At 60.6% G+C, this 23,001-nt stretch carries 20 protein-coding genes and 1 tRNA gene; 11 read left to right on the top strand and 10 right to left on the bottom strand.

The window, feature by feature from the left end; translation table 11 throughout:
- Window positions 1-131 precede the first annotated feature (131 nt).
- Together AQUI_RS0118845 and AQUI_RS0118840 are read left to right on the top strand one after the other, a co-directional pair.
- On the top strand, window positions 132-2,180 hold the full coding sequence (locus AQUI_RS0118845; protein ID WP_027258885.1) for an ASKHA domain-containing protein: 2,049 nt from the start codon (window positions 132-134) through the stop codon (window positions 2,178-2,180).
- A 72-nt stretch (window positions 2,181-2,252) separates the two neighbouring features.
- Window positions 2,253-2,326: transfer RNA gene (locus tag AQUI_RS0118840), tRNA-Gly, on the top strand.
- 567 nt (window positions 2,327-2,893) lie between these two features.
- On the opposite strand, the gene AQUI_RS28425 is transcribed toward AQUI_RS0118840, so the two are convergent.
- Entirely contained in the window at window positions 2,894-3,250 is a 357-nt protein-coding gene (locus tag AQUI_RS28425) for a hypothetical protein (RefSeq protein ID WP_084294461.1), read from the bottom strand.
- A 451-nt stretch (window positions 3,251-3,701) separates the two neighbouring features.
- Here AQUI_RS28425 and AQUI_RS0118830 point away from each other — a divergent pair, with 451 nt between their 5' ends.
- On the top strand, window positions 3,702-4,040 hold the full coding sequence (locus AQUI_RS0118830) for a hypothetical protein (protein WP_245596947.1): 339 nt from the start codon (window positions 3,702-3,704) through the stop codon (window positions 4,038-4,040).
- Between the two features lie 45 nt (window positions 4,041-4,085).
- On the opposite strand, the gene pgi is transcribed toward AQUI_RS0118830, so the two are convergent.
- Genes pgi through zwf form a run of 3 tightly spaced genes read right to left on the bottom strand, consistent with a single transcriptional unit; the run spans window position 4,086 to window position 7,854 of the window.
- Complete coding sequence (gene pgi, locus AQUI_RS0118825) at window positions 4,086-5,693, bottom strand: glucose-6-phosphate isomerase (protein ID WP_027258883.1); 1,608 nt, start codon at window positions 5,691-5,693, stop codon at window positions 4,086-4,088.
- Between the two features lie 17 nt (window positions 5,694-5,710).
- Window positions 5,711-6,382 (bottom strand): 6-phosphogluconolactonase, encoded by a 672-nt coding sequence (pgl, locus tag AQUI_RS0118820; protein WP_027258882.1) that lies wholly within the window; start codon window positions 6,380-6,382, stop codon window positions 5,711-5,713.
- Complete coding sequence (zwf, locus tag AQUI_RS0118815) at window positions 6,379-7,854, bottom strand: glucose-6-phosphate dehydrogenase (RefSeq protein ID WP_027258881.1); 1,476 nt, start codon at window positions 7,852-7,854, stop codon at window positions 6,379-6,381. Before zwf ends, pgl begins: the two co-directional genes overlap by 4 nt.
- A gap of 140 nt (window positions 7,855-7,994) precedes the next feature.
- Between zwf and AQUI_RS0118805 the strand changes: the two genes are divergently transcribed.
- The gene (locus tag AQUI_RS0118805) at window positions 7,995-8,948 is read left to right on the top strand and encodes a radical SAM protein (RefSeq protein WP_027258880.1); all 954 of its coding nucleotides are present in this window, start codon (window positions 7,995-7,997) and stop codon (window positions 8,946-8,948) included.
- 24 nt (window positions 8,949-8,972) lie between these two features.
- Here the strand turns inward: AQUI_RS0118805 and AQUI_RS0118800 are convergent, their stop codons facing one another.
- Complete coding sequence (locus tag AQUI_RS0118800; protein WP_027258879.1) at window positions 8,973-10,103, bottom strand: hypothetical protein; 1,131 nt, start codon at window positions 10,101-10,103, stop codon at window positions 8,973-8,975.
- Window positions 10,104-10,261: 158 nt separating this feature from the next.
- On the bottom strand, window positions 10,262-10,531 hold the full coding sequence (locus AQUI_RS0118795; protein ID WP_027258878.1) for an usg protein: 270 nt from the start codon (window positions 10,529-10,531) through the stop codon (window positions 10,262-10,264).
- A gap of 193 nt (window positions 10,532-10,724) precedes the next feature.
- Here AQUI_RS0118795 and gyrA point away from each other — a divergent pair, with 193 nt between their 5' ends.
- Both gyrA and AQUI_RS0118785 read left to right on the top strand, forming a co-directional pair.
- Complete coding sequence (gene gyrA / locus AQUI_RS0118790) at window positions 10,725-13,466, top strand: DNA gyrase subunit A (protein ID WP_051371934.1); 2,742 nt, start codon at window positions 10,725-10,727, stop codon at window positions 13,464-13,466.
- 128 nt (window positions 13,467-13,594) lie between these two features.
- The gene (locus AQUI_RS0118785) at window positions 13,595-13,945 is read left to right on the top strand and encodes a DUF6614 family protein (RefSeq protein ID WP_027258876.1); all 351 of its coding nucleotides are present in this window, start codon (window positions 13,595-13,597) and stop codon (window positions 13,943-13,945) included.
- A 196-nt stretch (window positions 13,946-14,141) separates the two neighbouring features.
- Here AQUI_RS0118785 and AQUI_RS0118780 read toward each other — a convergent pair whose 3' ends face one another.
- From AQUI_RS0118780 to AQUI_RS0118770, 3 genes are read right to left on the bottom strand one after another with little or no spacing between them, the layout of a single operon-like run.
- On the bottom strand, window positions 14,142-15,611 hold the full coding sequence (locus AQUI_RS0118780) for a carboxypeptidase M32 (protein ID WP_027258875.1): 1,470 nt from the start codon (window positions 15,609-15,611) through the stop codon (window positions 14,142-14,144).
- Between the two features lie 4 nt (window positions 15,612-15,615).
- Window positions 15,616-16,761: a heme A synthase gene (gene ctaA / locus AQUI_RS0118775; protein WP_027258874.1), complete on the bottom strand. Its 1,146-nt coding sequence runs from the start codon at window positions 16,759-16,761 to the stop codon at window positions 15,616-15,618.
- Between the two features lie 60 nt (window positions 16,762-16,821).
- Window positions 16,822-17,574 (bottom strand): RNA methyltransferase, encoded by a 753-nt coding sequence (locus AQUI_RS0118770; RefSeq protein ID WP_027258873.1) that lies wholly within the window; start codon window positions 17,572-17,574, stop codon window positions 16,822-16,824.
- A gap of 166 nt (window positions 17,575-17,740) precedes the next feature.
- Between AQUI_RS0118770 and AQUI_RS0118765 the strand changes: the two genes are divergently transcribed.
- On the top strand, window positions 17,741-18,373 hold the full coding sequence (locus AQUI_RS0118765; RefSeq protein ID WP_027258872.1) for a thiamine phosphate synthase: 633 nt from the start codon (window positions 17,741-17,743) through the stop codon (window positions 18,371-18,373).
- Between the two features lie 15 nt (window positions 18,374-18,388).
- Here AQUI_RS0118765 and AQUI_RS0118760 read toward each other — a convergent pair whose 3' ends face one another.
- Complete coding sequence (locus tag AQUI_RS0118760; RefSeq protein WP_027258871.1) at window positions 18,389-19,540, bottom strand: HupE/UreJ family protein; 1,152 nt, start codon at window positions 19,538-19,540, stop codon at window positions 18,389-18,391.
- On the opposite strand from AQUI_RS0118760, the gene AQUI_RS0118755 reads away from it, so the two are divergent.
- The 4 genes from AQUI_RS0118755 (at window position 19,539) to AQUI_RS0118740 (ending at window position 23,000) form a co-directional block, all read left to right on the top strand.
- Window positions 19,539-20,348: a DUF4198 domain-containing protein gene (locus AQUI_RS0118755; RefSeq protein ID WP_035920084.1), complete on the top strand. Its 810-nt coding sequence runs from the start codon at window positions 19,539-19,541 to the stop codon at window positions 20,346-20,348. The genes AQUI_RS0118760 and AQUI_RS0118755 overlap by 2 nt on opposite strands.
- 41 nt (window positions 20,349-20,389) lie before the next feature.
- Window positions 20,390-21,298 carry a PfkB family carbohydrate kinase gene (locus AQUI_RS0118750; RefSeq protein WP_027258869.1) on the top strand — a complete coding sequence of 303 codons (909 nt, stop codon included), beginning with the start codon at window positions 20,390-20,392 and terminating at the stop codon, window positions 21,296-21,298.
- A complete protein-coding gene (locus AQUI_RS0118745) occupies window positions 21,295-22,209 on the top strand; it encodes a pseudouridine-5'-phosphate glycosidase (protein ID WP_027258868.1) in 915 nt (304 codons plus the stop codon). The genes AQUI_RS0118750 and AQUI_RS0118745 overlap by 4 nt, the downstream gene beginning before the upstream one ends.
- 80 nt (window positions 22,210-22,289) lie before the next feature.
- Complete coding sequence (locus AQUI_RS0118740; RefSeq protein WP_027258867.1) at window positions 22,290-23,000, top strand: DUF502 domain-containing protein; 711 nt, start codon at window positions 22,290-22,292, stop codon at window positions 22,998-23,000.
- Window position 23,001 lies beyond the last annotated feature (1 nt).

Below are 23,001 nucleotides of genomic sequence, written 5' to 3'. Positions count from 1 at the left end.
AATACCGCATCCCAAAGTCATCAAATTTTGAAAAATGGCGCCCGCAGACGGGAAAATGCCGCCCATTGCCTTTCGCCTGCCGCAAAAGCCCATATGCTCCGCCTAAATTGCGGAATGAGAAGGCTACAGGCATGACTGACGAACCCCTCGTTGTGTTTACCCCATCCGGCAAGCGCGGGCGTTTCCCCGCGGGCACGCCGATCCTTACCGCCGCGCGGCAGCTTGGGGTCGATCTTGACTCGGTCTGCGGCGGCCGCGGGATCTGCTCAAAATGCCAGATCACCCCGTCCTATGGAGAGTTTTCCAAGCATGGTGTGACCGCCGAGGAAGGCGCGCTCAGCGAATGGAACAAGGTTGAACAGCGCTACAAGGACAAGCGCGGCCTGATCGACGGCCGCCGGCTGGGCTGCCAGGCCACCGTGCAGGGCGATATCGTGATCGACGTGCCGCCGGAAAGCCAGGTCCACCGCCAGGTGGTGCGCAAACGCGCCGAGGCCCGCGACATCACCATGAACCCCTCGACCCGGCTATATTATGTCGAGGTTGAAGAGCCCGACATGCACAAGCCCACGGGCGATATGGAGCGGCTGATCGAGGCGCTGGATGCCCAGTGGGACCTGAAAGGTGTCAAAACCGATCTGCACATCCTGAATGTGCTGCAGCCTGCCCTGCGCAAAGGCGGCTGGAAAGTCACTGTGGCCGTGCATCTGGGCGACGAAAGCCACCCGCCGAAAATCATGCATATCTGGCCCGGATTCTATGAAGGCACCGTTTATGGCCTGGCGGTCGATCTCGGCTCTACCACAATTGCCGCGCATCTGTGCGACCTGAAGACCGGCGAGGTTGTCGCCTCCTCCGGCATCATGAACCCGCAGATCCGCTTTGGCGAAGACCTGATGAGCCGGGTGTCCTACTCGATGATGAACAAGGGCGGCGATCAGGAGATGACCCGCGCGGTGCGCGAAGGCATGAACGCGCTGTTCACCCAGATCGCGTCCGAGGCGGAAATCGACAAGGCGTTGATCGTTGATGCCGTGTTTGTCTGCAACCCGGTGATGCACCACCTGTTCTTAGGGATAGACCCGTTCGAGCTGGGACAAGCGCCTTTTGCACTGGCGACCTCCAATTCGCTCGCTTTGCGTGCTGTGGAACTCGATCTGAATATCCACCCGGCCGCCCGCGTCTACCTGCTGCCGTGTATCGCCGGTCACGTCGGCGCCGACGCCGCCGCGGTGGCACTGTCCGAAGCGCCCGATAAATCCGAAGATCTGGTGCTGGTTGTCGACGTCGGCACCAATGCCGAGATCCTGTTGGGCAACAAGGAAAAGGTCCTGGCCTGTTCCTCCCCCACCGGCCCGGCCTTTGAGGGCGCGCAGATCTCCAGCGGCCAGCGCGCCGCGCCTGGCGCCATTGAACGCGTCGAAATCAACCCCGGGACCAAGGAACCGCGGTTCCGGGTGATCGGTTCGGAAATCTGGTCGGACGAGGACGGCTTTGCCGAAGCCATCGCCACCACCGGCATCACTGGTATCTGCGGGTCCGGCATCATTGAGGCAATTGCCGAGATGCGTCTGGCCGGCGTGCTGGATGCCTCTGGCCTGATCGGTTCTGCCGAACAGACCGGTTCTGCCCGCTGTGTCCAGGACGGGCGCACCAACGCTTACATGCTGTGGGACGGCTCTGCCGACGGCGGTCCGACCATTACGGTCACCAACCCGGACATCCGCGCAATCCAGATGGCCAAGGCAGCGCTCTACTCCGGTGCGCGCCTTCTGATGGACAAGTTCGGCGTTGAAACGGTGGACCGGGTGGTTCTGGCCGGTGCTTTCGGCGCGCATATCTCGGCCAAGCACGCGATGGTTCTGGGCATGATCCCCGACTGCGTGCTGGACAAGGTAACGTCAGCAGGCAACGCCGCCGGCACCGGGGCCCGCATTGCGCTGTTGAACACCGAAGCGCGAGGCGAAATTGAGGAAACCGTCCGCAATATCGAGAAGATCGAAACCGCTGTTGAGCCACGCTTCCAGGAGCATTTCGTGAACGCGTCTGCCATTCCGAACTCGGCTGAGCCTTTCCCGATCCTTGCTACAGTGGTGACCTTGCCGCAGGTAAACTTCAACACCGGTGGCGGTGATGGAGAAGGCGCTGGCGGAGGCCGCCGCCGCCGCCGCCGCGGCTGACCTTTCCACAAGAAAATACGCTGCGGTGCCCTTGACCTTAGTGGCGCCGCGGCATAATCCTTCGCCCAACGAGCGGGTATGGTGAAATGGTATCATGCGAGCTTCCCAAGCTTAAGGCGCGGGTTCGATTCCCGCTACCCGCTCCAAATTATTCCTCTCTTCTCCGTCTTTCAGGATAATACCATGCAGCAAGGATCAAGCAGTCTTTGGTGCCAAAAGAGTTAAGGTATTCTCCTATTCTGTCGGCGGGAGCGTGATCCCCGGCGAGCCCCCCACCGTCTTGACGCTCCGCCTTCCCTGGTACTCAGCCAGATCACAGGCGCCTGAAGGCACTTCATCAAAATGCGGGGAGCAAGCAATTGAACGCTGAAAGCGTCAGGTAATCCAGGAAGAAGGAAAACGGTGGTATTGCATCAGGCGCGCGCCTGTTCGCGGAGGGAACAAGCGAACGGGTTCTACCAGAGGCGCCGTCAGTTCTGACTTTAGGAAGCGATAATTCCCCGCAAAAGACAAAAGCTTAGCCCTACCCTTAATTCACCCCTTAACAAACAAGGGGCCGCGGTCCGCAGGTGACGAGTGATTGTTTAATCAGCTTTGCGGGCCGCACCGCCCGTTTTAAGCGCCGGAAGCAGCGACAGAGGTGTCGTACTGCCATTTTGCGTGCACGGACAACTGGATGCTATTGAACAAAAGCGCGGACAACCGGCGTGGGCTTATGTCGCCGAATTCGGTGAAGTGCGTGCTTTCCCTTTCCTCAGACGGGCTTGTCCTGCGGCCACTTCCACAGGCATGGCAAGGGTGGTGTAGCGGTTTAGGACGGCGATGCGGATTTGGGTTTGCGCGACCTGCCGGTGGAGGCCCTGCAGCATAAGGCTTTGGCCCATCAGCTCCACACAGTTCACCTTCGTTTCGACGCGGCTTTTGCGGTGATACCCGGTCAATCGCCGCAACAGGGCACGGCCCAGGCATTTTGCCGCTCGCACCGCCTCATTCCGGACGACGGCCCCGGCGCTTGCCAGCTTCCAAGGCGTGGCATTCTTGCCTGGCAGGATGATATAGCCGAGGCGCACCGGGCGGCAATCGCCCCGTGGCGTTTCCGGGTGTCATAGACGCTGCTTTTAGTGATGCTGCCGATCCTATGATCGACCGGGCTCTGGCCGAAGAGCTCCGGCAACATGTGTGCTTCCGCTGCGCAGGGGTCTGCTGAGAGAGGCCGGTGTTGCAGCCGCATTTCCGGTCGCGTGCACGCGCCGGAAACCGAAATGCCAGGATGGCCTTGACCCATTCCAGCCATCACGGCGTGGTTTCACAAAATTGTGCTAACCTGACGCGGTCCGTCTGCGCGGTGCAGGCGGACCGTTTTGAGAGGGGACCAGTATGATACGTCATTGTTTATTGATGGCACTGTTTTGCGCCTTCAGCGCGGGAGGCGGAACTGCCGGCACGACCTGGGACCAGGCAGGCGCTGGGACGGGAATCTCGACCAGCTCTGTAACCGAAATCGCCGACGGGCACATGGTGATGCAAATCAACAGTTCTTATGAAAACGTGGAAATGACGGATACCGGCCACCCGATGAACGGTGCGGCAGGGCCGTGTTTCGGCGCAGTTGAGATTGCTTCCGGCAGCGTTGGCGGCGGCGGCATTTGCGTCTTTACCGACAGCACCGGTGACAAGGTTGTGCTGCATTGGACTGCTGAAGCAATGGGTCCGTCCGGCGCCCTGACCGGCAGCTGGAAACTGACTGGCGGCACTGGGCACTGGGCTGATGCCGAGGGCGGCGGCGGCTTCTCGTCATTGACAGACCCGGAAACCGGGAAATTCGTCAATACCATCACCAGCAGTGTGACACTGCCCTGAATTGGCGGTGGGGCTTGACTTGCCCCGCCTGCACTAAAGCCTGTCTCAGGCCTTGGATTTGCGCACGAAGTCCAGCAAAGCACGGGTGGATCCGTCCTTGCCCGCGTCACCTTTCTTCCCCGCCAGCAGCGGTATTAAGGAATCTGCCAGCTCCTTGCCCAGTTCCACGCCCCATTGGTCAAAGGAATTGATGCCTAGGATCACGCCTTCAACAAACACCCGGTGTTCATAAAGCGCGATGATCTGGCCCAGCACATACGGTGTCAGCTGCGGGTAGATCAGCGTGGTTGAGGGCCGGTTGCCCGGAAAAACCCGGTGACGCGCCTGACGTTCCAGCTCAGCGCCTTCATACCCAGCAGCCCGCATCAGCGCACAGGCTTCATCCAGGCTGCGCCCGCGCATCAGCGCCTCGGATTGGGCTAGGCAGTTAACCACCAGAAGCCGGTGATGCGGCTCCAGTTCCGGTTCATGCCCCTTGGCTGCGACCAGGAATTCCGCAGGCACGACGGACGTGCCCTGATGCAGCAGCTGATAAAACGCATGCTGCCCGTTGGTGCCGGGTTCGCCCCATACGATAGGCCCTGAAGGATACGGCAAAGGCGAGCCATCCATCGCAACAGACTTTCCGTTTGATTCCATCTCCAGCTGCTGCAGATAAGCCGGCAGGCGCCGCAGCCGTTGGTCGTAAGGCAGCACGGCGCGGGTCGGATAGCCGCAGACCTGGTTGTGCCAAATGCCGGTCAAGGCCAACATCACCGGCATGTTCTGTTCCCAGGGGGCTGTGCGGAAATGGCCGTCCATCGCCTTGCCGCCAGCCAGGAATTCGCGGAAACGGCCCGGGCCGACGGCCAGCATCAGGCTCAACCCGATGGGGCCCCAGACCGAATAGCGCCCGCCGACCCAATCCTCAAACCCGAACACATGCTCCCGCGGGATCCCGAAGGCGGCGGTTTCCTCTTCCGACGTCGACAGCGCTAGGAATTGGCGTGCAGGTTCACCGCCGCCTGCCTCAATCCATCGCCGCGCGGTCGCGGCGTTGGTCATGGTTTCAACGGTGGTAAAGGTCTTGGACGCGACAATCACCAAAGTTGTTTTGGGATCAATTCGTTGCAGTATGTCGTGAATATGCGCGCCATCCACATTGGACACAAAATGGCAACGCGGCCCGTCGTGATACGGTGCCAACGCAAGCGCCGCCATGACCGGCCCCAGGTCGGAACCGCCGATACCAATGTTCACAACATCTGTGAAGGCGCCGCCCGGACCCGCAAGTTTGCCTGAACGCACGCGCCGCGCCAAACGCTCCATCCGCCCAAGTGTCGCACGCAGCGGTGCGCGGATGTCTGCGTCCTCAACACTCAGTTCAGGACCATCAGGGTCCCGCAGGGCTGTATGCAGCACCGCGCGCTGCTCAGTTTCATTGATCTCTTTGCCTTCGAACATGGCATCACGCCGCCCGGCAACATTCTGCTGGCTGCACAATGCCGTCAGCGCCGCGCGCACTTTGGCGGTGATCTGTGTCTTGGAGTAGTCGAACAAAAGTGTTTCAAACCGCACGCTGAACGCGTCAGCGCGGTTCGGATCGTTATCAAACAACTCAGAAATACTCTCGCCGCACTTCCCGGAACGCAGCGACTTTAAGTCCTTGAACATATCTATCTTTCCTGAATTCAAGGCGCCCAATGCACGGATACCTCAGACATTACGGCCTGGATTGGCGCAGTTTCCGGCGGCAATGCCAGCGCTTGTTCAAGCGCCCGGCGCTTGGCGTCCCCGAAAATCACCAAATGTTTGGCTATGGCGGAATCAAGCACCCGCGCTGTCAGGCTGATGCGCGCTTCGGGCTGGCTGTCAGGCCGCATCACGATAAGCGCAGGCGCATCCGGGGCCAATGCATCTTCAATCCCGCCGGCGCCGGGAAACAGCGAAGCCGTGTGCATGTCCTCGCCCATGCCCAAGAGCAGGACGGAAAGAGGCAACTGCGGCACGATCTGGCTTTCGAGTTCCGCCAGCACCTCTTCGGGCTGCCGATCCGGCACATGAAACGGCAAAAAATCCGCTGCAGCCGCCCGGTTTTGCAGCAGCCGTGCACGGATCATGCTGGCATTGGAACGCGGGCTGTCTGCGGGCACCCAACGCTCATCAGTGGCCATAACCTGTACCCGGTCCCACTCAATGTCGGCTGCGCAAAGGTCGTCAAAGATCATCCCCGGCGTGGTGCCGCCGGCGACCGCAAATGAGGCCCCTTCATGTGTCAGCAAATGGGTTTTCAGATCCCCCGCAATTTCATTGGCGACTTCAATCGCCAACATATCCTGGTCGGGGTATTCGTTGAATTTCATGGGTTTATCCCTCTCCATTCACGCCCGTCGCGGCGCATCAGCAAATCGGCATCGCCGGGTCCGGTGCTGCCGCTTTCATAGGGTTTAGGCACATCGCCCCGGGACTTCCAGCCCGCAATCAGCGGATCTGTCCAGGCCCAGGCCGCCTCGACCTCGTCCCCCCTCATAAACAACGTCTGGTTGCCGCGCACAACATCCATGATCAGCCGTTCATAAGCATCCGGCGGATCGCCGCCTTCCGGCCCAAGTGCTTCGGCAAAACTCATGTCCAGCGGTACATCCACTAGCCGCATTCCGCCCTGCCCCGGTTCCTTGATTGTCACGCTGAGGGTGATACCCTCATTTGGCTGCAGGCGAATTTTCAGGTGGTTGGCATGGCGTCCGGCCTCGGCCCCGAAGATCGAATGCGGTGCGTCCTTAAACATCACGTTGATAACCGAGGACCGGTTCACCAGCCGTTTGCCGGTGCGCAAGTAAAACGGCGTGCCCGCCCACCGCCAATTGCTGATATGCGCCTTCAGCGCCACATAGCTCTCGGTCGTGCTGCGCGGGTTGCCGACCAGTCCGCGGTACGAGGGATGCGGGTCTGACGGGTCCAGACGAGCCTGATACTGGCCGCGCACAATGTGATGCGGTTCCACCGGATCCAGCGCCCGGATCACTTTCAGCTTTTCATCACGCACCGCGTCCGGGTCGAATTTGGCCGGCGGCTCCATTGCAATCAGGCACAGAAGCTGCATCAGGTGGTTCTGCATCATGTCGCGCATGGCGCCTGCGCGTTCATAGTATTCTTCGCGGCCTTCGACACCGACAGTCTCGGCCACGGTGATCTGGATGTGATCGACATACTGGCTGTTCCACAACGGCTCAAACAGCATATTTCCGAACCGAACGGCCATCAGGTTCTGCACCGTTTCCTTGCCCAGGTAATGGTCGATCCGGTAAATCTGGCTTTCATCGAAATGACTGGCCAGCGTCTGGTTCAGCTCCCGCGCGGAGACCAGATCCCGGCCAAAAGGTTTTTCCACAACAATCCGCGTATCCGCATTGGCCAGCCCATGGCCGTGCAGCCGCTCTGCAAGCGGTCCGAACAGCCCCGGCCCCACCGAGAAATAGAACATGCGGACAGGCGCCTCATCTGCAGATCGCAACTGGCGGCTCAACTCCTGCCAGCCCGCCTCTCCCAATGCGTCAAGCGCAACATAGCTGATCCGCTCCAGAAACGCCTCCAACGCCCCGCCGCCGCAGGCCTTGGGACCCGCGTGCGCACGTACCGCTTCGGCCACGATTGTTCGGTATTCAGCACTGGACAAGCCAGTGCGCGCAGCCCCGATAATCCGCTCAGCTCCAGTCAGCTGGCCCGCGCAATGACGGCGGAACAATGCCGGCAGGATCTTGCGCTGCGCAAGATCGCCAGTGCCGCCAAAAATCACCAGGTCAAACGGGTCGACCGGTATCACACGCGAAACCATTCTTGTTCTTCCTGTTCAAGCCGGTGCAGGCGCAGCACACTGCCGCTCACATCCCTGTCATGTGCCTGCCCGGCTGCTTTCATTTCCTGCCCAGTATAAGGTAGCTTCCCGCGAAAGGAACTGCCCCAAAGGACATCCGCATGAAAGACCTGCAAAAACCCGTTGCAAACCTAGGCAAGTTTCAAGACGCCTTTGTGACGGCCAATGGTCAGGAACGCGCTTCGGTGACGCTCAGCAACCCGGAAACCCTTTGGTTCAACACAGGCACACTGTGCAATATCGAATGCACAAACTGCTATATTCTGAGTTCCCCCACCAATGACGCATTAGTCTATCTGACCGAGGCCGAAGTGCAAAGCTATCTCAGCCAGATCGGGGAACGCAATTGGCCAATCCGCGAAATCGGCTTTACGGGAGGCGAGCCGTTCATGAACCCCGGGATGATCGCCATGGCCCGGGCGGCGCTGGAGCGCGGGTTTGACGTGCTGATCCTGACCAATGCCATGCGCCCGATGATGCGCAAAACTGTGAAATCCGGATTACTGGCCTTGCAGGAAGAGTTCGGAAACAAGCTGACACTTCGCATCTCGGTCGATCACCACCGCGAATCCCTGCACGACAAGGAACGCGGCACCGGCAGCTTTGCCAAAACCATCGAAGGCATGGAATGGCTGCGCGATAATGCTGTGCAGATGGCCGTGGCGGGCCGCACCGTATGGGAAGAAAGCGAGGCGGAGGCCCGCAACGGCTATGCCGCGCTGTTTGCCGCGCATGGCTTTGCCATTGATGCGCACGACCCCGGTCAGACCGTTTTGTTTCCTGAAATGGACGAAACCGTGGAAGTGCCCGAAATCACCACCGCCTGCTGGGATATCCTGGGCAAATCCCCGGATAGCGTCATGTGCGCCTCGTCGCGCATGGTCGTTAAACGCAAAGGCGCCAAGGCACCGGCCGTGCTGGCTTGCACACTGCTGCCTTACGCGCCTGAGTTCGAGATGGGCGAAACCCTCGCTGAGGCCGAACGTCCGGTGCAGCTGAACCACCCGCACTGCGCCAAGTTCTGCGTTCTGGGAGGCGCCAGCTGCTCAGCCTAACGCCTCCCCTCCTTTTGGCAGGCCCTAGTAGTCCCAGCTGCCCACTGTGAAGTTGCCGGCTGTCAATTCGACATCCGTTGTGAATTCGACCAGGACGTTGCTGCCGTAATAGAGCTTGTCCGCATCGTTATCCATGAACAGCCTGTCTTCTTCCGCGGCTTCCCACGCGCCCCGGTCGAACAGGACATCTGTGTTTCGCGGGATCTCCAGGCTTGCCTCCTGCCGGTCGAACACAAAGACATCTTTGGCTGCCGAAAAATCCTCGACAATTGCGACTGTCGAATAGGCGTCAAGCTCCACAAACACGCGATCCTTGCCGCCGCCGGTTTTGATACTATCCGCAGCATTCGCAAAACTGCCGGTCAGGATGTAGATGTCATCTGATCCGCCGCCAGCCTTCAGGGTTTCCGAATGCATGCCCTCCAGTACAATCGTATCGGCCCCTCCACCGGTTTTAATAACCGCGTCCAGCCCGGCTGGAGAGGTGATCGTCGAGCCATTGATGACAACTGTGTCTTTGCCCCTGCCGGTTTTCACCTGAATATCTGCTGTTACATCCCAATTGCCGTTGAACTCGAAATAATCCTTGCCACTGCCTGTGTTCACTATCAGGTCCGTGACGCCGGCGTTAGCGGTGTAAAGGACGCTGTCCGCGCCAGAGAATGTGTTAACGCGGAGTCCCGTGTCAATCGCATCTTTAAGCTGGGTAATCCTCAGCGTGTCATCCTTTGCCCCGCCTTGGACTGTAAAGTTGCCATCCCCGGAGACTTCCTGCAAAAATATATCATAATACCAATGCTCAACCGAGATGACGCTGGTTTCAATTGCATCCAGATCCAGAATGGAACCGCCTGTCACCTCAGCGGTCAACTGGGACTTCACGGTGTCGTAACCGCTGCCCCCATCAAAGCTGAGCTGGCTGTACTTGCTGAGGTTGTCGCTTTCGCTGGTCACGCTGAAGGTCAGAAGATCCAGCGTGTCATCTCCGCTGCCGCCGAAGAAACGGTCAGTCATATCCGGAATGTTCACACCATCCGGATCGTGATGATACAGCGTGAAATCATCGTCGCCGCCCCGGCCGTAAAAGCTCTCCCGGATCGCCGACGACGCCACAAAGATGTTTTCGAACTGGTTTCCAAAAAAGTTCTTGCGCATGAATTCCTGCCTGCTTTCTCTGTGCCCCGGGTCCCGATAGGAATGCCGTGAGCCGGCCCGGGTGCTTCAAACACGCATAGGATTAGGGCCGCGCCTGCATGCACGCAACGGCAAAGGCTGCCGTACGGCCCTGCAAACACATTAAAAAGCCAGCCGGTTCAGTGCAGCTGAAACTCTCCGACCACGTTGCGCCATTCCCCCGGGCCAATCATCTTGCGGTGATTGAAACGGACAGAATGCAATGGGCCTTCGATTTCCCGCTGCCAGAATTCAATGAACTCGAACAGCCGCGGATGGTCCGGGGCAAGGTCGTACTCCTGCCACACAAAGGTATTCAGAACGTGGATGTAATCGGGCATACAATAGGTGAATTCCGCGGTGGTCAGCCCGTATCCCTTCAGCATCAGCTCGGTTTCTGTGGTCTCCATTTACAGCCTCCAAAATTTGCCCCCTCATACTGATGCTAGGCTGCTATTGGTTAATTTCCCCAAAAACAGAGTGTTACCGCTGTGTGAACCTCCTGTTTCCCGCTTTCCGGGCTGTTTGCTTGCGCCCCATATACGGTATCTGATAGGGTGCAAACACAATATATAGAGCCATAAGAAAGAGCGGGCAGCCAACGTGAGCGATACGCCGGAAACTCCTGAAAACATGGACGAAAATCTGCCGGAACGGCCATCCTATGACGGTCCGACAGTCTCCATTGAATCCGAAATGCGCACGTCCTATCTGGACTATGCGATGTCGGTCATCGTCAGCCGTGCCATCCCGGACCTGCGGGACGGGCTGAAACCGGTTCACCGGCGCATTCTTTATGCAATGCACGAATCCGGCAACACCCATGACAAGTCCTACCGCAAATCGGCCCGCCCGGTCGGTGACGTGATGGGTAAATACCACCCGCACGGCGACTCTGCGATCTATGACGCACTGGTACGGATGGCGCAGGACTTCTCGATGTCGCTGCCGCTCTTGGACGGCCAGGGCAACTTTGGTTCGATGGACGGCGACAACCCCGCAGCCATGCGGTACACCGAAGTGCGGATGGACAAACCAGCGGCCTTCCTGCTGTCTGACATCGACAAAGAAACCGTCGATTTCCAGGACAACTACGACGGCAAGGACCGCGAGCCGACTGTGCTCCCGGCCCGCTTTCCGAACATGCTGGTCAACGGCGCCGGCGGCATTGCGGTCGGCATGGCCACCAACATCCCGCCGCACAACCTGGGCGAAGTGATCGACGCAACACTGGCGCTGATCGACGATCCGGACCTGACCAGTGAACAGCTGATCGACTACGTGCCCGGCCCGGACTTTCCGACCGGCGGTGTGATGCTGGGCCGTTCCGGGGCGCGCAAGGCCTATCTGGAGGGCCGCGGCAGCGTAGTCATCCGTGCAAAGACTCGCACCGAAGAAATCAGAAAAGACCGCTATGCTATTGTTGTAGACGAGATTCCCTATCAGGTGAACAAGGCTGCGATGATCGAAAAGATCGCCGAACAGGTGCGCGAGAAGAAGATTGAAGGCGTCGCCCATGTGCAGGACGAATCCGATCGCAACGGCGTGCGCGTAGTGGTCGAGCTGAAGCGGGACGCGACCCCCGAAGTGGTTCTGAACCAGTTGTTCCGCTTCACCCCGATGCAGACATATTTCGGCTGCAACATGCTGGCGCTGAACGGCGGCCGGCCGGAGCAGCTGACGCTGCGCCGGTTCCTGACCTCTTTCATCGATTTCCGCGAAGACGTGGTGGCCCGCCGCACAGCGTATCTGCTGCGCAAGGCCCGTGAACGCAGCCACATCCTGTGCGGCCTGGCGGTTGCGGTCACCAACATCGATGAAATCGTCGCCACCATCCGGCAATCTGCCGATGCGGCCGAAGCGCGCGAAAAGCTGATGACCCGGCGCTGGCCGGCCCAGCCGATCCTGGAATACATAGCGCTGATCGACGATCCGACCCATACCGCCAATGACGACGGCACCTATAACCTGTCGGAAACCCAGGCCCGCGCGATCCTGGAGCTGCGGCTGCAGCGCCTAACCCAGATCGGTGTAAAAGAAGTCACCGACGAGCTGGAAGAACTCGCCCGCAAGATCAAGGAGTACCTTGAAATCCTGTCCTCGCGCGAGCGCATCATGGGCATCATCGGCGACGAACTGCGCGAAGTGCGCGACAGCTTTGCCGTGCCCCGCCGCACCGAGATCGTCGACTGGTCCGGCGACATGGAGGACGAGGACCTGATCGAGCGCGAGGACATGGTGGTGACCGTGACCTCGGGCGGCTATATCAAGCGCACTCCGCTGGCCGACTTCCGCTCGCAAAAACGCGGCGGCAAGGGTGTGTCGGGTATGCAGACGAAGGAAGAGGATGTGATCACCACCCTCTTTGTGGCCAACACCCATACCCAGCTGTTGTTCTTCACCACCGACGGCATGGTTTACAAGCTGAAGACCTGGCGCCTGCCGCAATCGGGACGCACCGGCAAAGGCAAGGCCATCGTCAACATCCTGCCGATCCCCACCGGGGTATCCATTGCCGCGATCATGCCGGTCGATGTGCCGGACGAGGAATGGGAAAACCTGCAGGTGGTCTTTGCCACCAGCGGCGGTGACGCGCGCCGCAACCGGCTGTCGGATTTCACCAATGTCCGCCGCAACGGCAAGATCGCCATGAAACTGCCCGAGGACGGGTCGGTTCAGCTGGTGAACGTGCGGATCTGTTCGGAAGATGATGACGTGATGCTGTTCACCGACTCGGGCCGCGCGATCCGCTTCCGCTCCACCGATGTGCGGGTGTTCAACTCGCGCGAATCCACAGGTGTGCGCGGCATCCGCCTCAGCGGCGAGGACCGGGTGGTTTCCATGTCCGTGATCCGGCACTCTAAATACACGCCGGAACAGCGCACTGCTTACCTCAAGATGCGCCGGGCGATGGCCGGCCTGACCGACGATGCGGAAACCACGGACGAGGATGCCGTGGAGGATCCGAATTTCTCGACTGAGCTTTATGCGGAAATGTCGGCGGCGGAAAACCTGATCCTGACCATCACCGCAGGCGGTTCGGGCAAGCTGTCCTCCTCGCATGATTATCCGGTGCGCGGACGCGGCGGCATGGGTGTGACGGCGATGGACAAGGCGATGCGCGGCGGCGAGATCGTCGCCTCCTTCCCCGTCGAGATGGACGACCAGATCATGCTGGCTACCTCCAAGGGCCAGTCGATCCGGGTGCCGGTGGATGGCATTTCCTTCCGGTCCCGCTCGGCCGGCGGTGTCCGCGTGTTCAACACCGGCAAGGGTGAGGAAGTTGTGTCTGTCGCCTGGATTGCCGAAAACGGCGAAGAGGAAGACGGCGGCGGCGAAGAATAGCCCTGCCACCCAGCTTGACTAAAGCAGCGCCGCCCTGGATCACCTGGGCGGCGTTCTTATGTTTAACCGCTGCCTAATCTTTCTGTGCCAGACTATCGCTTGAGCTGTTTATTCCAAGGGATCGTCCCATGAACCTCTATCAATGCTCCATCGATCTGCATCACGAAGCCAAGGCGCTGAGCTTTGCCAGCGCAGTTGACCAATGGATGAGCTACCTGCAGGAGCGCGGCGTGATCCTGGGCTGGCGCCTGCTGCGGCGCAAGCTGAACCTCGCCAGCGACAAGTGCCGTGATTTTCTGCTGGAAATCGAATTCAAGGACATGACCCAGCTGGATCAGGCTTTCCGTGTTCTGGGCGAACATGACGAGGAGGTAGAAAAGCTCTATTCACATGTCACGGCCCTGATCTCCACGTCGGAGACCGGCCTTTACCGTCCCTTCCCGGATCCTGAGCGGGCGGAGCGGATGGCCCTGATCTGAGCGTTTACGCTTCAGATCAGACTAGGTGCCAAAACAAAGCTGGCAAAAATCAGATAAGCTACGGCTGTATGCATCGGTTTACTCTCTTACTCACATCCCCAAGAGAGTCTGAGAATATCCATAAAATACGGCATTTCCGGGGCAGCAGATTTTCCGCTGCCCGTTGACGGGTTTGGGCTTGGATACAGCTCGATATTCAGAGATGGTAGATCGTGCTGAACTTCTCTTCCAGATAGGCCAGCAGCGGCTGATGCCCCGGCTCCATTCCCGCCGCATGAATGATCGTATCCCGCGGGCTGCGCAATCCGCCATGCTGCTGGAGGTTTTCCTTCAGCCAGATTGTTGCCCCCCCGGTTTCACCCTCGGCAAGTTGTGCATCCAGCCCCGGAACATCCCTACGCAGCGCCTGATACAGGCAGCCGGCATAGACATTACCCAAGCTATAAGTTGGAAAGTAGCCGAACAGGCCCACCGACCAATGCACATCCTGCAAACAACCGTTTGAGGGCTTGTCGACGGCATAGCCGAAATCGGCCTCAAACCGGTCATTCCAGGCGGCCTCGATATCTTTCACTGCCAGATCACCGCTCATCAGTGCGCGTTCCAGACCAAAGCGCAGCATAATGTGCAGGTTATACTGCAACTCATCCGCCTCGGTACGGATGTAGCCTTTGTGCACGGCATTCACGGTTGCATAAAATTCATCAGGGTCCGAAATACCTAAGTCGCCAAAGGACTGTTTCATCTCCTCAAACAGCCAGCCGGTAAAGGCGCGGCTGCGGCCTATCTGGTTCTCATAAATCCGGCTCTGGCTTTCGTGCACACCCATCGACACGCCGCTGCCCAGCGGGGTCAGCAGGTAGTCACGGCTGATGTTCTGCTCATATGCGCCGTGGCCGACCTCGTGAATGGTCGAATAAAAGCAGTTGAACGGATCACTCTCGCTGGTCCGGGTGGTGATCCGCACATCCAGTCCCGAACCGGAGCTGAATGGATGCACCGCCTTGTCCACCCGGCCATGGGCCATGTCATAGCCGAACTGTTTGGCGATTTTGCGTGTCAGCTTCATCTGCGCCGCTTCGTCAAAGCTGCCTTTCAGCGCCTTTGGCGCGGGCTTCTCCAGCACCTTGGCGCGCAGCTCCACCAGGCCGGGGCGCATAGCGTCAAAAATCCCCGCGATCCCTGCCCCGGTCATGCCGTGCTCGTAATCCTCGACCATGGCGTCATAGACGTCACCGCCCGCGGCCAGCGCCAGGCCCTCCTCTCGCTTCAGCGCGACGACTTCCTCCAGCACCGGCACAAATGCCGCCACATCCTCATCCGCCCGCGCGGCGGCCCATTTTCCCTGTGCCTCGGATGTGACCTGGGCGATCTTCTTGGCCAAATCCGCAGGCACCTTGACGGTGCGTTCATAACTGCGGCGGATCTCGCGCAGCTGGGCCTCGCCCGCCTCATTCGGTGCAACCGCCTGCTCCAGCCATTCGGCCACCCGCGGATCGCTGCGGCGGGCATGAAGCACCGCCTCGATCGCGGCCATCTCCTCGCCCCGCTGCGGCGCTGCCCCGCGCGGCATCATGGTTTCCTGATCCCAGCCCAGACGGCCCGCAATCTGCCCCAGAGCTTGCGTGTCGCGCTGGAAGGCCAACAATTCGTCAAATGCGCTCATGGGGTCAATGATCCTTGATCGAGGTTGCAATGGGATAGGCAGACAGGAAGCGGGCGCGCAGGATCAGCACCCAGAAGCCGATCGCCACCAGCTGGTGGGTGATCGCGGCGTGCAGCGGCGCGGCGTAAACCACAGTGATGATCCCCAGCAGCACCTGTACAGACAGCGCTGCAAAGACTGCGTTGAAGGCAAAGCGAGTGCGCGCATGGGCAGAGCCGCGCCCGCGCAGCCATGCCACCACACCAAAGGCAAACAGCAGGTAACCCGCCACCCGGTGGATGAACTGCACCAGGCCGGGGTTTTCAAAGAGGTTCTTCCAGACAGGCTCAATCATAAAGGAGTTCGGAGGGATCACCTGCCCGCCCATCAGCGGCCAGTCGGTATAGGAGCGGCCCGCGTCGATGCCCGCGACCAACGCGCCCAGCAGGATCTGCAGAAAGGCGAAATGCATGAGGCCGGTGGAGAGAGAGAACAGTTTCGCCTCCTTAGCGCGGCGCGCCTGCATCAGCTCCCGCTCCTCGCGGCCCAGCATCAGCACATACCAGGCGATGAAGCCGAGAATGACAAAGGCCAGCCCCAGATGCACAGCGAGGCGGTAGGAGGCAACGGCGGTCATGCCCTCGCCCTGTGTCACGCCAGAGGCGACCATCCACCAGCCGATCGCGCCCTGCACGCCGCCCAGAATACCAGGCAGCGCCAAACGGCCTGCCCAGCCGGCCGGGATCTTGCGCGCGATCAGGAAGCCGAAGAAGCCAAGCGCCCAAACCAGACCAATGAAGCGGCCCAGCTGCCGATGGCCCCATTCCCACCAGTAAATCGATTTGAAATCAGCCAGTTCCATCCATTGGTTCTGGATGCGCCACTGATCGATTCCCTTGTATTTATCGAACTCGGCCTGCCACTCACCCTCGGACATCGGTGGGACCGCCCCGGTCACGGGGCGCCATTCGGTGATCGACAACCCGCTATCGGTCAGACGGGTCAGCCCGCCCACAACTATCATCGCCACAACCAGCGCAAACAGCACCATCAACCAGGCGCGGATCGCCTTGCGGGCGCCTCCGCGGCCGCGGTCGATCAGTCCCGGCTCCACCGCGGGCGCGTCCGTCTTCTCGCCCTCGACCTCTTCAAAAATGCTGCGCTTGCTCATGCTTGCCTCTTTGTCTCTGGTGCCAAGCTAGGGGCGGGTTATCTAAAGGTCCAGAGCGGCTTACTCGCCGCTGCGCTCTTTCCAGCGAACCATCTGGCGCATGATTCCATGCAGCATCTGCACGTCGGAACGGGTCATCCGCATCCGGCTCCACAGATTGCGCAGGTTGGTCTTCATGCTTTCAGCCTTTTCCGGAGGGAAGAAGAAGCCCGCCTCATCCAGCCGCTCCTCGTAATGCTCAACCAGCTTCTCGACCTCGACACCGCTTGCCCAGCCGCCCTTGCGGCCCAGATCGGTGGTTTCATGCACCACGTCGCCGGATTGGCGCATCCATTCATAGCCGGTCAGCAGCACGCATTGCCCAAGGTTCAGCGAGGCGTAAAGCGGGTTCACCGGCACCGAAATGATGGCGTTGGCCTTGGCGATATCCTCGTTCTCCAGTCCCGCACGCTCAGGCCCGAACATCACCGCGACCTTTTCGCCCGCCGCGATCTTTTCTGACGCGATCTGCATGGCGCGCTCGGGGCTGTAGACTGGCTTGGTCAGCCCGCGCTGGCGGGCGGTGGTGGCGAACACATAGGTGCAATCGCCCAGCGCCTCCGGCACGTCCGAGCACAGCTGCGCCTCGTCCAGCAGGCGGCCCGCGCCAGAGGACATCGCCACCGCCTTGGAGTTGGGCCAGCCGTCGCGCGGCGCCACGATGCGCATCCCGTCGAGGCCGAAGTTCCACATCGCCCGCGCCGCGGCACCGATATTCTCGCCCATCTGCGGGCGGACAAGGACAAAGGCGGGCTGGGGCGTATCGGTGGGCATCGTGTTCTCCGGCAAAATCGGCACTGCTGTACTGCCCGCGCGGCTGCGGGGCAAGGTCCGGCACGGGCTTGGACGGCATTTACCGGGGTTTCACAGCCGCAAATCCTTGCGTCCCGCGGTAAATCGGCTAAACACCGTCCAATCGCCTGAACAATGGAGCACCATCATGGGAAGCCCTGCTGAAGCACCGGAGCAGCCGCAGATCTACCTGATCTCCCCGCCGAGTTTCGAGCTGGGCAAGTTCCCCGGTCAGTTGGCGCGGGTACTGGACGCGGTCGAGGTCGCCTGTGTGCGCCTGGATCTGGCCAGCCGCGATGAGGACACGCTGAGCCGTGCGGGTGATGCGCTGCGTGAGGTCACGATGGAGCGCGACGTGGCGCTGGTGATTTCCGACCACCAGATCCTGGCGGAACGGCTGGGACTGGACGGCGTGCATCTGACTGACGCCTCAAAATCGGTCCGCACCGCGCGCAAAGCACTGGGGCCGGATGCGATTGTCGGCTGTTTCTGCGGCGCGTCGCAGCATGACGGTATGGTGGCAGGTGAAGCGGGTGTGGACTACGTGAGCTTTGGCCCTGTGGGCACCTCCGGTCTGGGCGACGGCGCACAAGCAGAGGCTGACCTGTTCCAGTGGTGGTCCCAGATGATCGAAGTGCCGGTGGTGGCCGAAGGCGGCCTGACCGAGGATCTGGTGCGCGGCATCGCGCCTTACACGGACTTCTTTGGCATTGGCGATGAAATCTGGCACGCTGAGGATCCGCTTGCCCAGATTAAAACTCTGATGCGAGCGATGGGCTGACCCATCAGCGGTAGGTTACAGAAACACCCGCTCCACAAACCAATACCCCCCTATCAGTGCGATTGTGACCGAAGCCGGGATTGCCACCCGGCCGCGGTATTTCGGATGCCGCCCGAACCACAGGCGCACGCCTATGTAAGCCGCGGCGATCACCGCAAGCTGCCCCAGTTCCACGCCGACGTTAAAACCGATCAGGGCCGGCAGGAACTGGCTGGGCGGCAGGCCGAACGCGCCTAAAACACTGGCAAAGCCCAGCCCGTGCAGCAGCCCGAATCCGAAGATCACGAAGGTCCGCCAGCTGTGCAACTTGCGGGCAAAGATGTTTTCCACCGCGACGAACACAATCGACAGCGCAATCAGCGGCTCGACAATGGCCGGGTTCACATTGACCATGCCCAGCGCGCCCAGCGCCAGGGTTATAGTGTGGGCGACGGTGAACACGCTCACCTGTAGAAGCAGCGGCTTCACCCGCGGGCTGAGAAAGAACAGCCCAAGCACAAACAGGATATGATCCAGCCCCTTGGGCAGAATATGGGTAAAGCCGACGGGGATGTACTCCATGAAGGCTTCAACCGGCGTCTTGACCGCACCGCCCTGGAGCGGGATCGGGGGTGAGGTCTCTCCGCCCTGCAGGTAGCCAGTATAGGGCTCCGCCACCCCGTTCTGCCGCAGCACCACCCCGCCAGACCCCTTGGGCCAGGCAATCCGCAGGCTATCTGCGCCCGCAGGGATCGCACCGGTCAGCTCAAGAGAGGACGCCCGCGGCAGGCTTGCGTCGCCGGCCTCCGGAATGGAAATGCCAGAAACGCGCAGCTCAACCGGGCCGCCTGCCTGCAGAGAAAAGGTCTCCAGCCACTCCTCGGCAAAGAGCTGAACCATCGGCGTCAGCTCCAGAGCCTCTAGCGCGCGCAGCTCGTCATAATCGGCGGCCTGGGCGGTTTCATTTGTGTCGGATAGCCCGTCCAGATTGATCCCGGCGACGAAGGCCTCAACGTTCAGCCGCAGTCCCAGCGTAATCTGCCCGTCTTCCACCGTGAAATCGGCAATCACCGGGGTGACCTCGTGCGCCCGTACACTGGCTGCGCCTATTGCAACCGCACAGAACAGCAGCGCAAATAGAAACCGCAGCCAAGTCACACTGCGCCCGACAGCCAAGGACATTTTCATGCAATACCGCCTGTTCTGCTCAATTCTCTGTGCCGGGCTGATTTCGGGAACCGCCCCGCTGTTATCCCACGAGTTTTGGATTGAGCCGGAAAAATATCAAGTGAATTCGGGGGATCCCGTGGTGGCACGGCTGCGCAATGGGCAGGAATTCAAAGGTGCCGAGCAGCCCTATCTGGACCACCGGATCGCCAGGTTCGAGGTCATACAGAGCGGATCAGCTGCCCCCTATGTGGGGCGGATGGGCGATATGCCCGCATTCAGCGACGATGAAACCGACGACGGTCTGGCCGTGATCATCCACCAGACGCAGCCGCAAACGCTGACATATGACACTTGGGAAGGTTTTCAGGCCTTCATTGACCACAAGGGTTTTGCCGGCATCCCCGGTCAGCATACCGCACGCGGCCTCCCCGACGCCGGCTTTGCCGAGCAGTACACCCGCTATGCTAAGGCTTTGGCGTCCATCGGCAGCGGTGCAGGGTCCGATCGGGCCACCGGGCTGGAGACCGAGTTCGTTGCCCTCGCCAATCCCTATACCGATGATCTGGCAACGGGACTTCCGGTTCAGGTGCTGTATCAAGGCAAGCCACGCCCTGAAGCACAGGTTGAGATCTTTGCAAAAGCGCCGGACGGCAGTGTTACCATAAGTACCCAGCTGACAGACGTGAGGGGAGAGACCATCATTTCACTGGCTCCCGGGCATAGCTACCTGCTGGACGCCGTGGTCCTGCGCCCTGCCCCGAAGGGCAAAAATTACGTGTGGGAAAGCCATTGGGCCGCCTTGACCTTTGCGGTGCCTGAAAAGTGAAGCCGCTTGCAGAGGCCCGGTAAAGACGGCAATAGGTCATTATGACACAAGCCTCTAATTCCCGGACACCCGCTATCCTGTGCATCGGATCGGTCCTATGGGACATCATCGGCCGTTGCAGAACGGAAATGCAGCGCGGCTCGGACATGCCCGGGCGCATCACCCGGCTGCCCGGCGGCGTTGCCATGAATATCGCCATGACTCTTTCGCGTTTCGGGATGCAGCCCGGGCTGCTGACAGCCGTAGGCCGCGACCCCGAAGGCGACGAGCTGATCCACGCCTGCCGCCACTTCGGCCTGATCACGGACTTCATCTACCGCTCCGAGGATCTGCCCACCGACCGCTACATGGCCGTGGAAGGCGCCAACGGGCTGATTGCCGCCATCGCCGATGCCCACTCATTGGAGGCCGCGGGCGGCAAGATCCTGCGTCCGCTGTCCGACGGCGCGCTCGGCACCAAAGACGCTCCTTATCAGGGCCAGGTTGCGCTGGATGGCAACCTGACCCTGTCGCTGCTGGATGACATCGTCGCCAGCCCCGCCTTTGCCAAGGCTGATCTGCGGGTCGCACCTGCGTCTCCGGGCAAGGCGGAACGGCTGCGCCCCTTCCTCAACCGCACCCGCGGCACGCTCTATGTGAATCTGGAAGAGGCCGGCATCCTGTGCCAGGCCGAATTCACCGACAGCGCAACGGCCGCCAAGGCCATGTTGGATCGCGGCGCCGCGCGGGTGCTGGTAACCGATGGCGGCTCTTCTGCCACCCTGGCCGATGCCCAAGGCGCCATCACCCTTGTTCCGCCCCGTGTGACCGTCGCCCGGGTGACCGGCGCAGGCGATACCTTCATGGCCGCCCATATCGTTGCCGAGGCACGAGGAGAAGACCGCAAGACCGCTTTGGCCTCAGCCCTCAAGGCTGCGGCAACCTATGTTTCAGGAGAACCCCCGCTGTGATCGAGATCCGCCATTCATCCGAGGTCCAAGCCGCCAAGGCAGACGGCCGCGCCATTGTTGCACTGGAAAGCACCATCATCACCCACGGCATGCCCTACCCGCAGAATGTCGAGGTCGCCGCGCAGGTGGAACAGGACATCCGCGATGGCGGCGCGGTGCCTGCCACGATGGCCGTGATGGACGGCGTGCTGCATGTAGGGCTGGAAGCCGACCAGTTGCAATCGCTTGGCCAGGCACAGGGTGTTGCCAAGATCTCCCGCGCCGACATGCCCGCCTGTATTGCAACCGGCGGAACCGGCGCTACCACGGTTGCGGCCACCATGATCGCCGCGCGTCTGGCCGGGATCGAAGTCTTTGCAACCGGCGGCATCGGCGGCGTGCATAAAGGTGCGGAAACCACATTCGACATCTCCGCCGACCTGATGGAACTGGCGCAAACCCCGGTCACCGTGGTGGCGGCCGGCGCCAAGGCCATTCTCGACGTGCCCAAGACGCTGGAAGTGCTGGAAACCCAGGGCGTGGCGGTCATCGCCTATGGCCAGGACAGCTTCCCCGCCTTTTGGTCGGCCCAGTCTGATCTGAAGGCGCCGCTGCGCATGGATGACCCGGCGCAGATCGCCCGTGCCCATGCCACCCGCCAAACGATGGACCTTCCGGGCGGCCAGCTGATCGCCAACCCGATCCCGGCAGAGGCCGAAATCGCGGCGGAGGAGCTGGCCCCGGTCATCACCCAAGCCCAGTCCGAGGCGGATGAACAAGGCATTTCGGGCAAGGATGTAACTCCCTTCCTGCTGCGCCGCATCTTTGAACTGACCGAGGGCCGTTCGCTTACCGCCAATATCGCATTGGTGCGTAACAACGCCCGGCTGGCGGCAAAGATCGCACAGGAACTGAACAAACTGGCACAATGACTTGATTTTCCGGGCGGATGCCATTGCTCCGCCCGCAATCAGTGCCTAGGTTCCACTCGAAATTTCTGTGAAGAAGCCCCATGACAACGCCCTTCGACGAAGAACCTCAACGCCGCCCGGGACTGTTCGCCAGTCTGCGCGCTTCCTTCTTTACCGGGATCGTCGTCATTGCGCCGGTAAGCCTGACCATCTGGCTGTTGTGGTCGGTGATGGGCTGGATCGACAGCGTGGTGCTGCCGCTGGTGCCGCACACCGTCCGTCCGGAACAGTATATCGGCATCAACCTGCGCGGTGTCGGGCTAATCATCTTCCTGTTGTTCACAATCGTTGTCGGCTGGATTGCCAAGGGGATCCTTGGCCGGTCGCTGATCGGCTTTGCCGAAAGCCTGGTAGACCGCATGCCGGTGGTCCGCACCGTCTACTCCGGCATCAAGCAGATTTCCGAAACCGTCTTTGCCCAGTCGGAACGCAGTTTTGAAAAGGCCTGCTTGGTGCAATACCCGCGCAAGGGCATCTGGGCGATCGGTTTCATTTCCACCACCGCCAAGGGCGAGATTGCCAAACGGGCGGAAACCAGCGGCAGTCTGGTCAGTGTGTTTCTTCCGACCACACCAAACCCGACATCCGGCTTTCTGCTGTTTGTCCCCGAAGAAGATGTGATCGAGCTGGACATGTCGGTGGAAGATTCTGCCAAGCTGGTGATCTCTGCAGGCCTCGTCTATCCGAACCCCAAAGATCCATCAAAACCGCTGGAAAACGGCAAAAAGCCGACCCTGAAAGAACGCGCCTGAC

It is taken from the genome of Leisingera aquimarina DSM 24565 (assembly GCF_000473165.1).
GTDB classification, from domain to species: Bacteria; Pseudomonadota; Alphaproteobacteria; order Rhodobacterales; family Rhodobacteraceae; genus Leisingera; species Leisingera aquimarina.
This window is presented reverse-complemented; position numbering and strand designations above follow the sequence as displayed.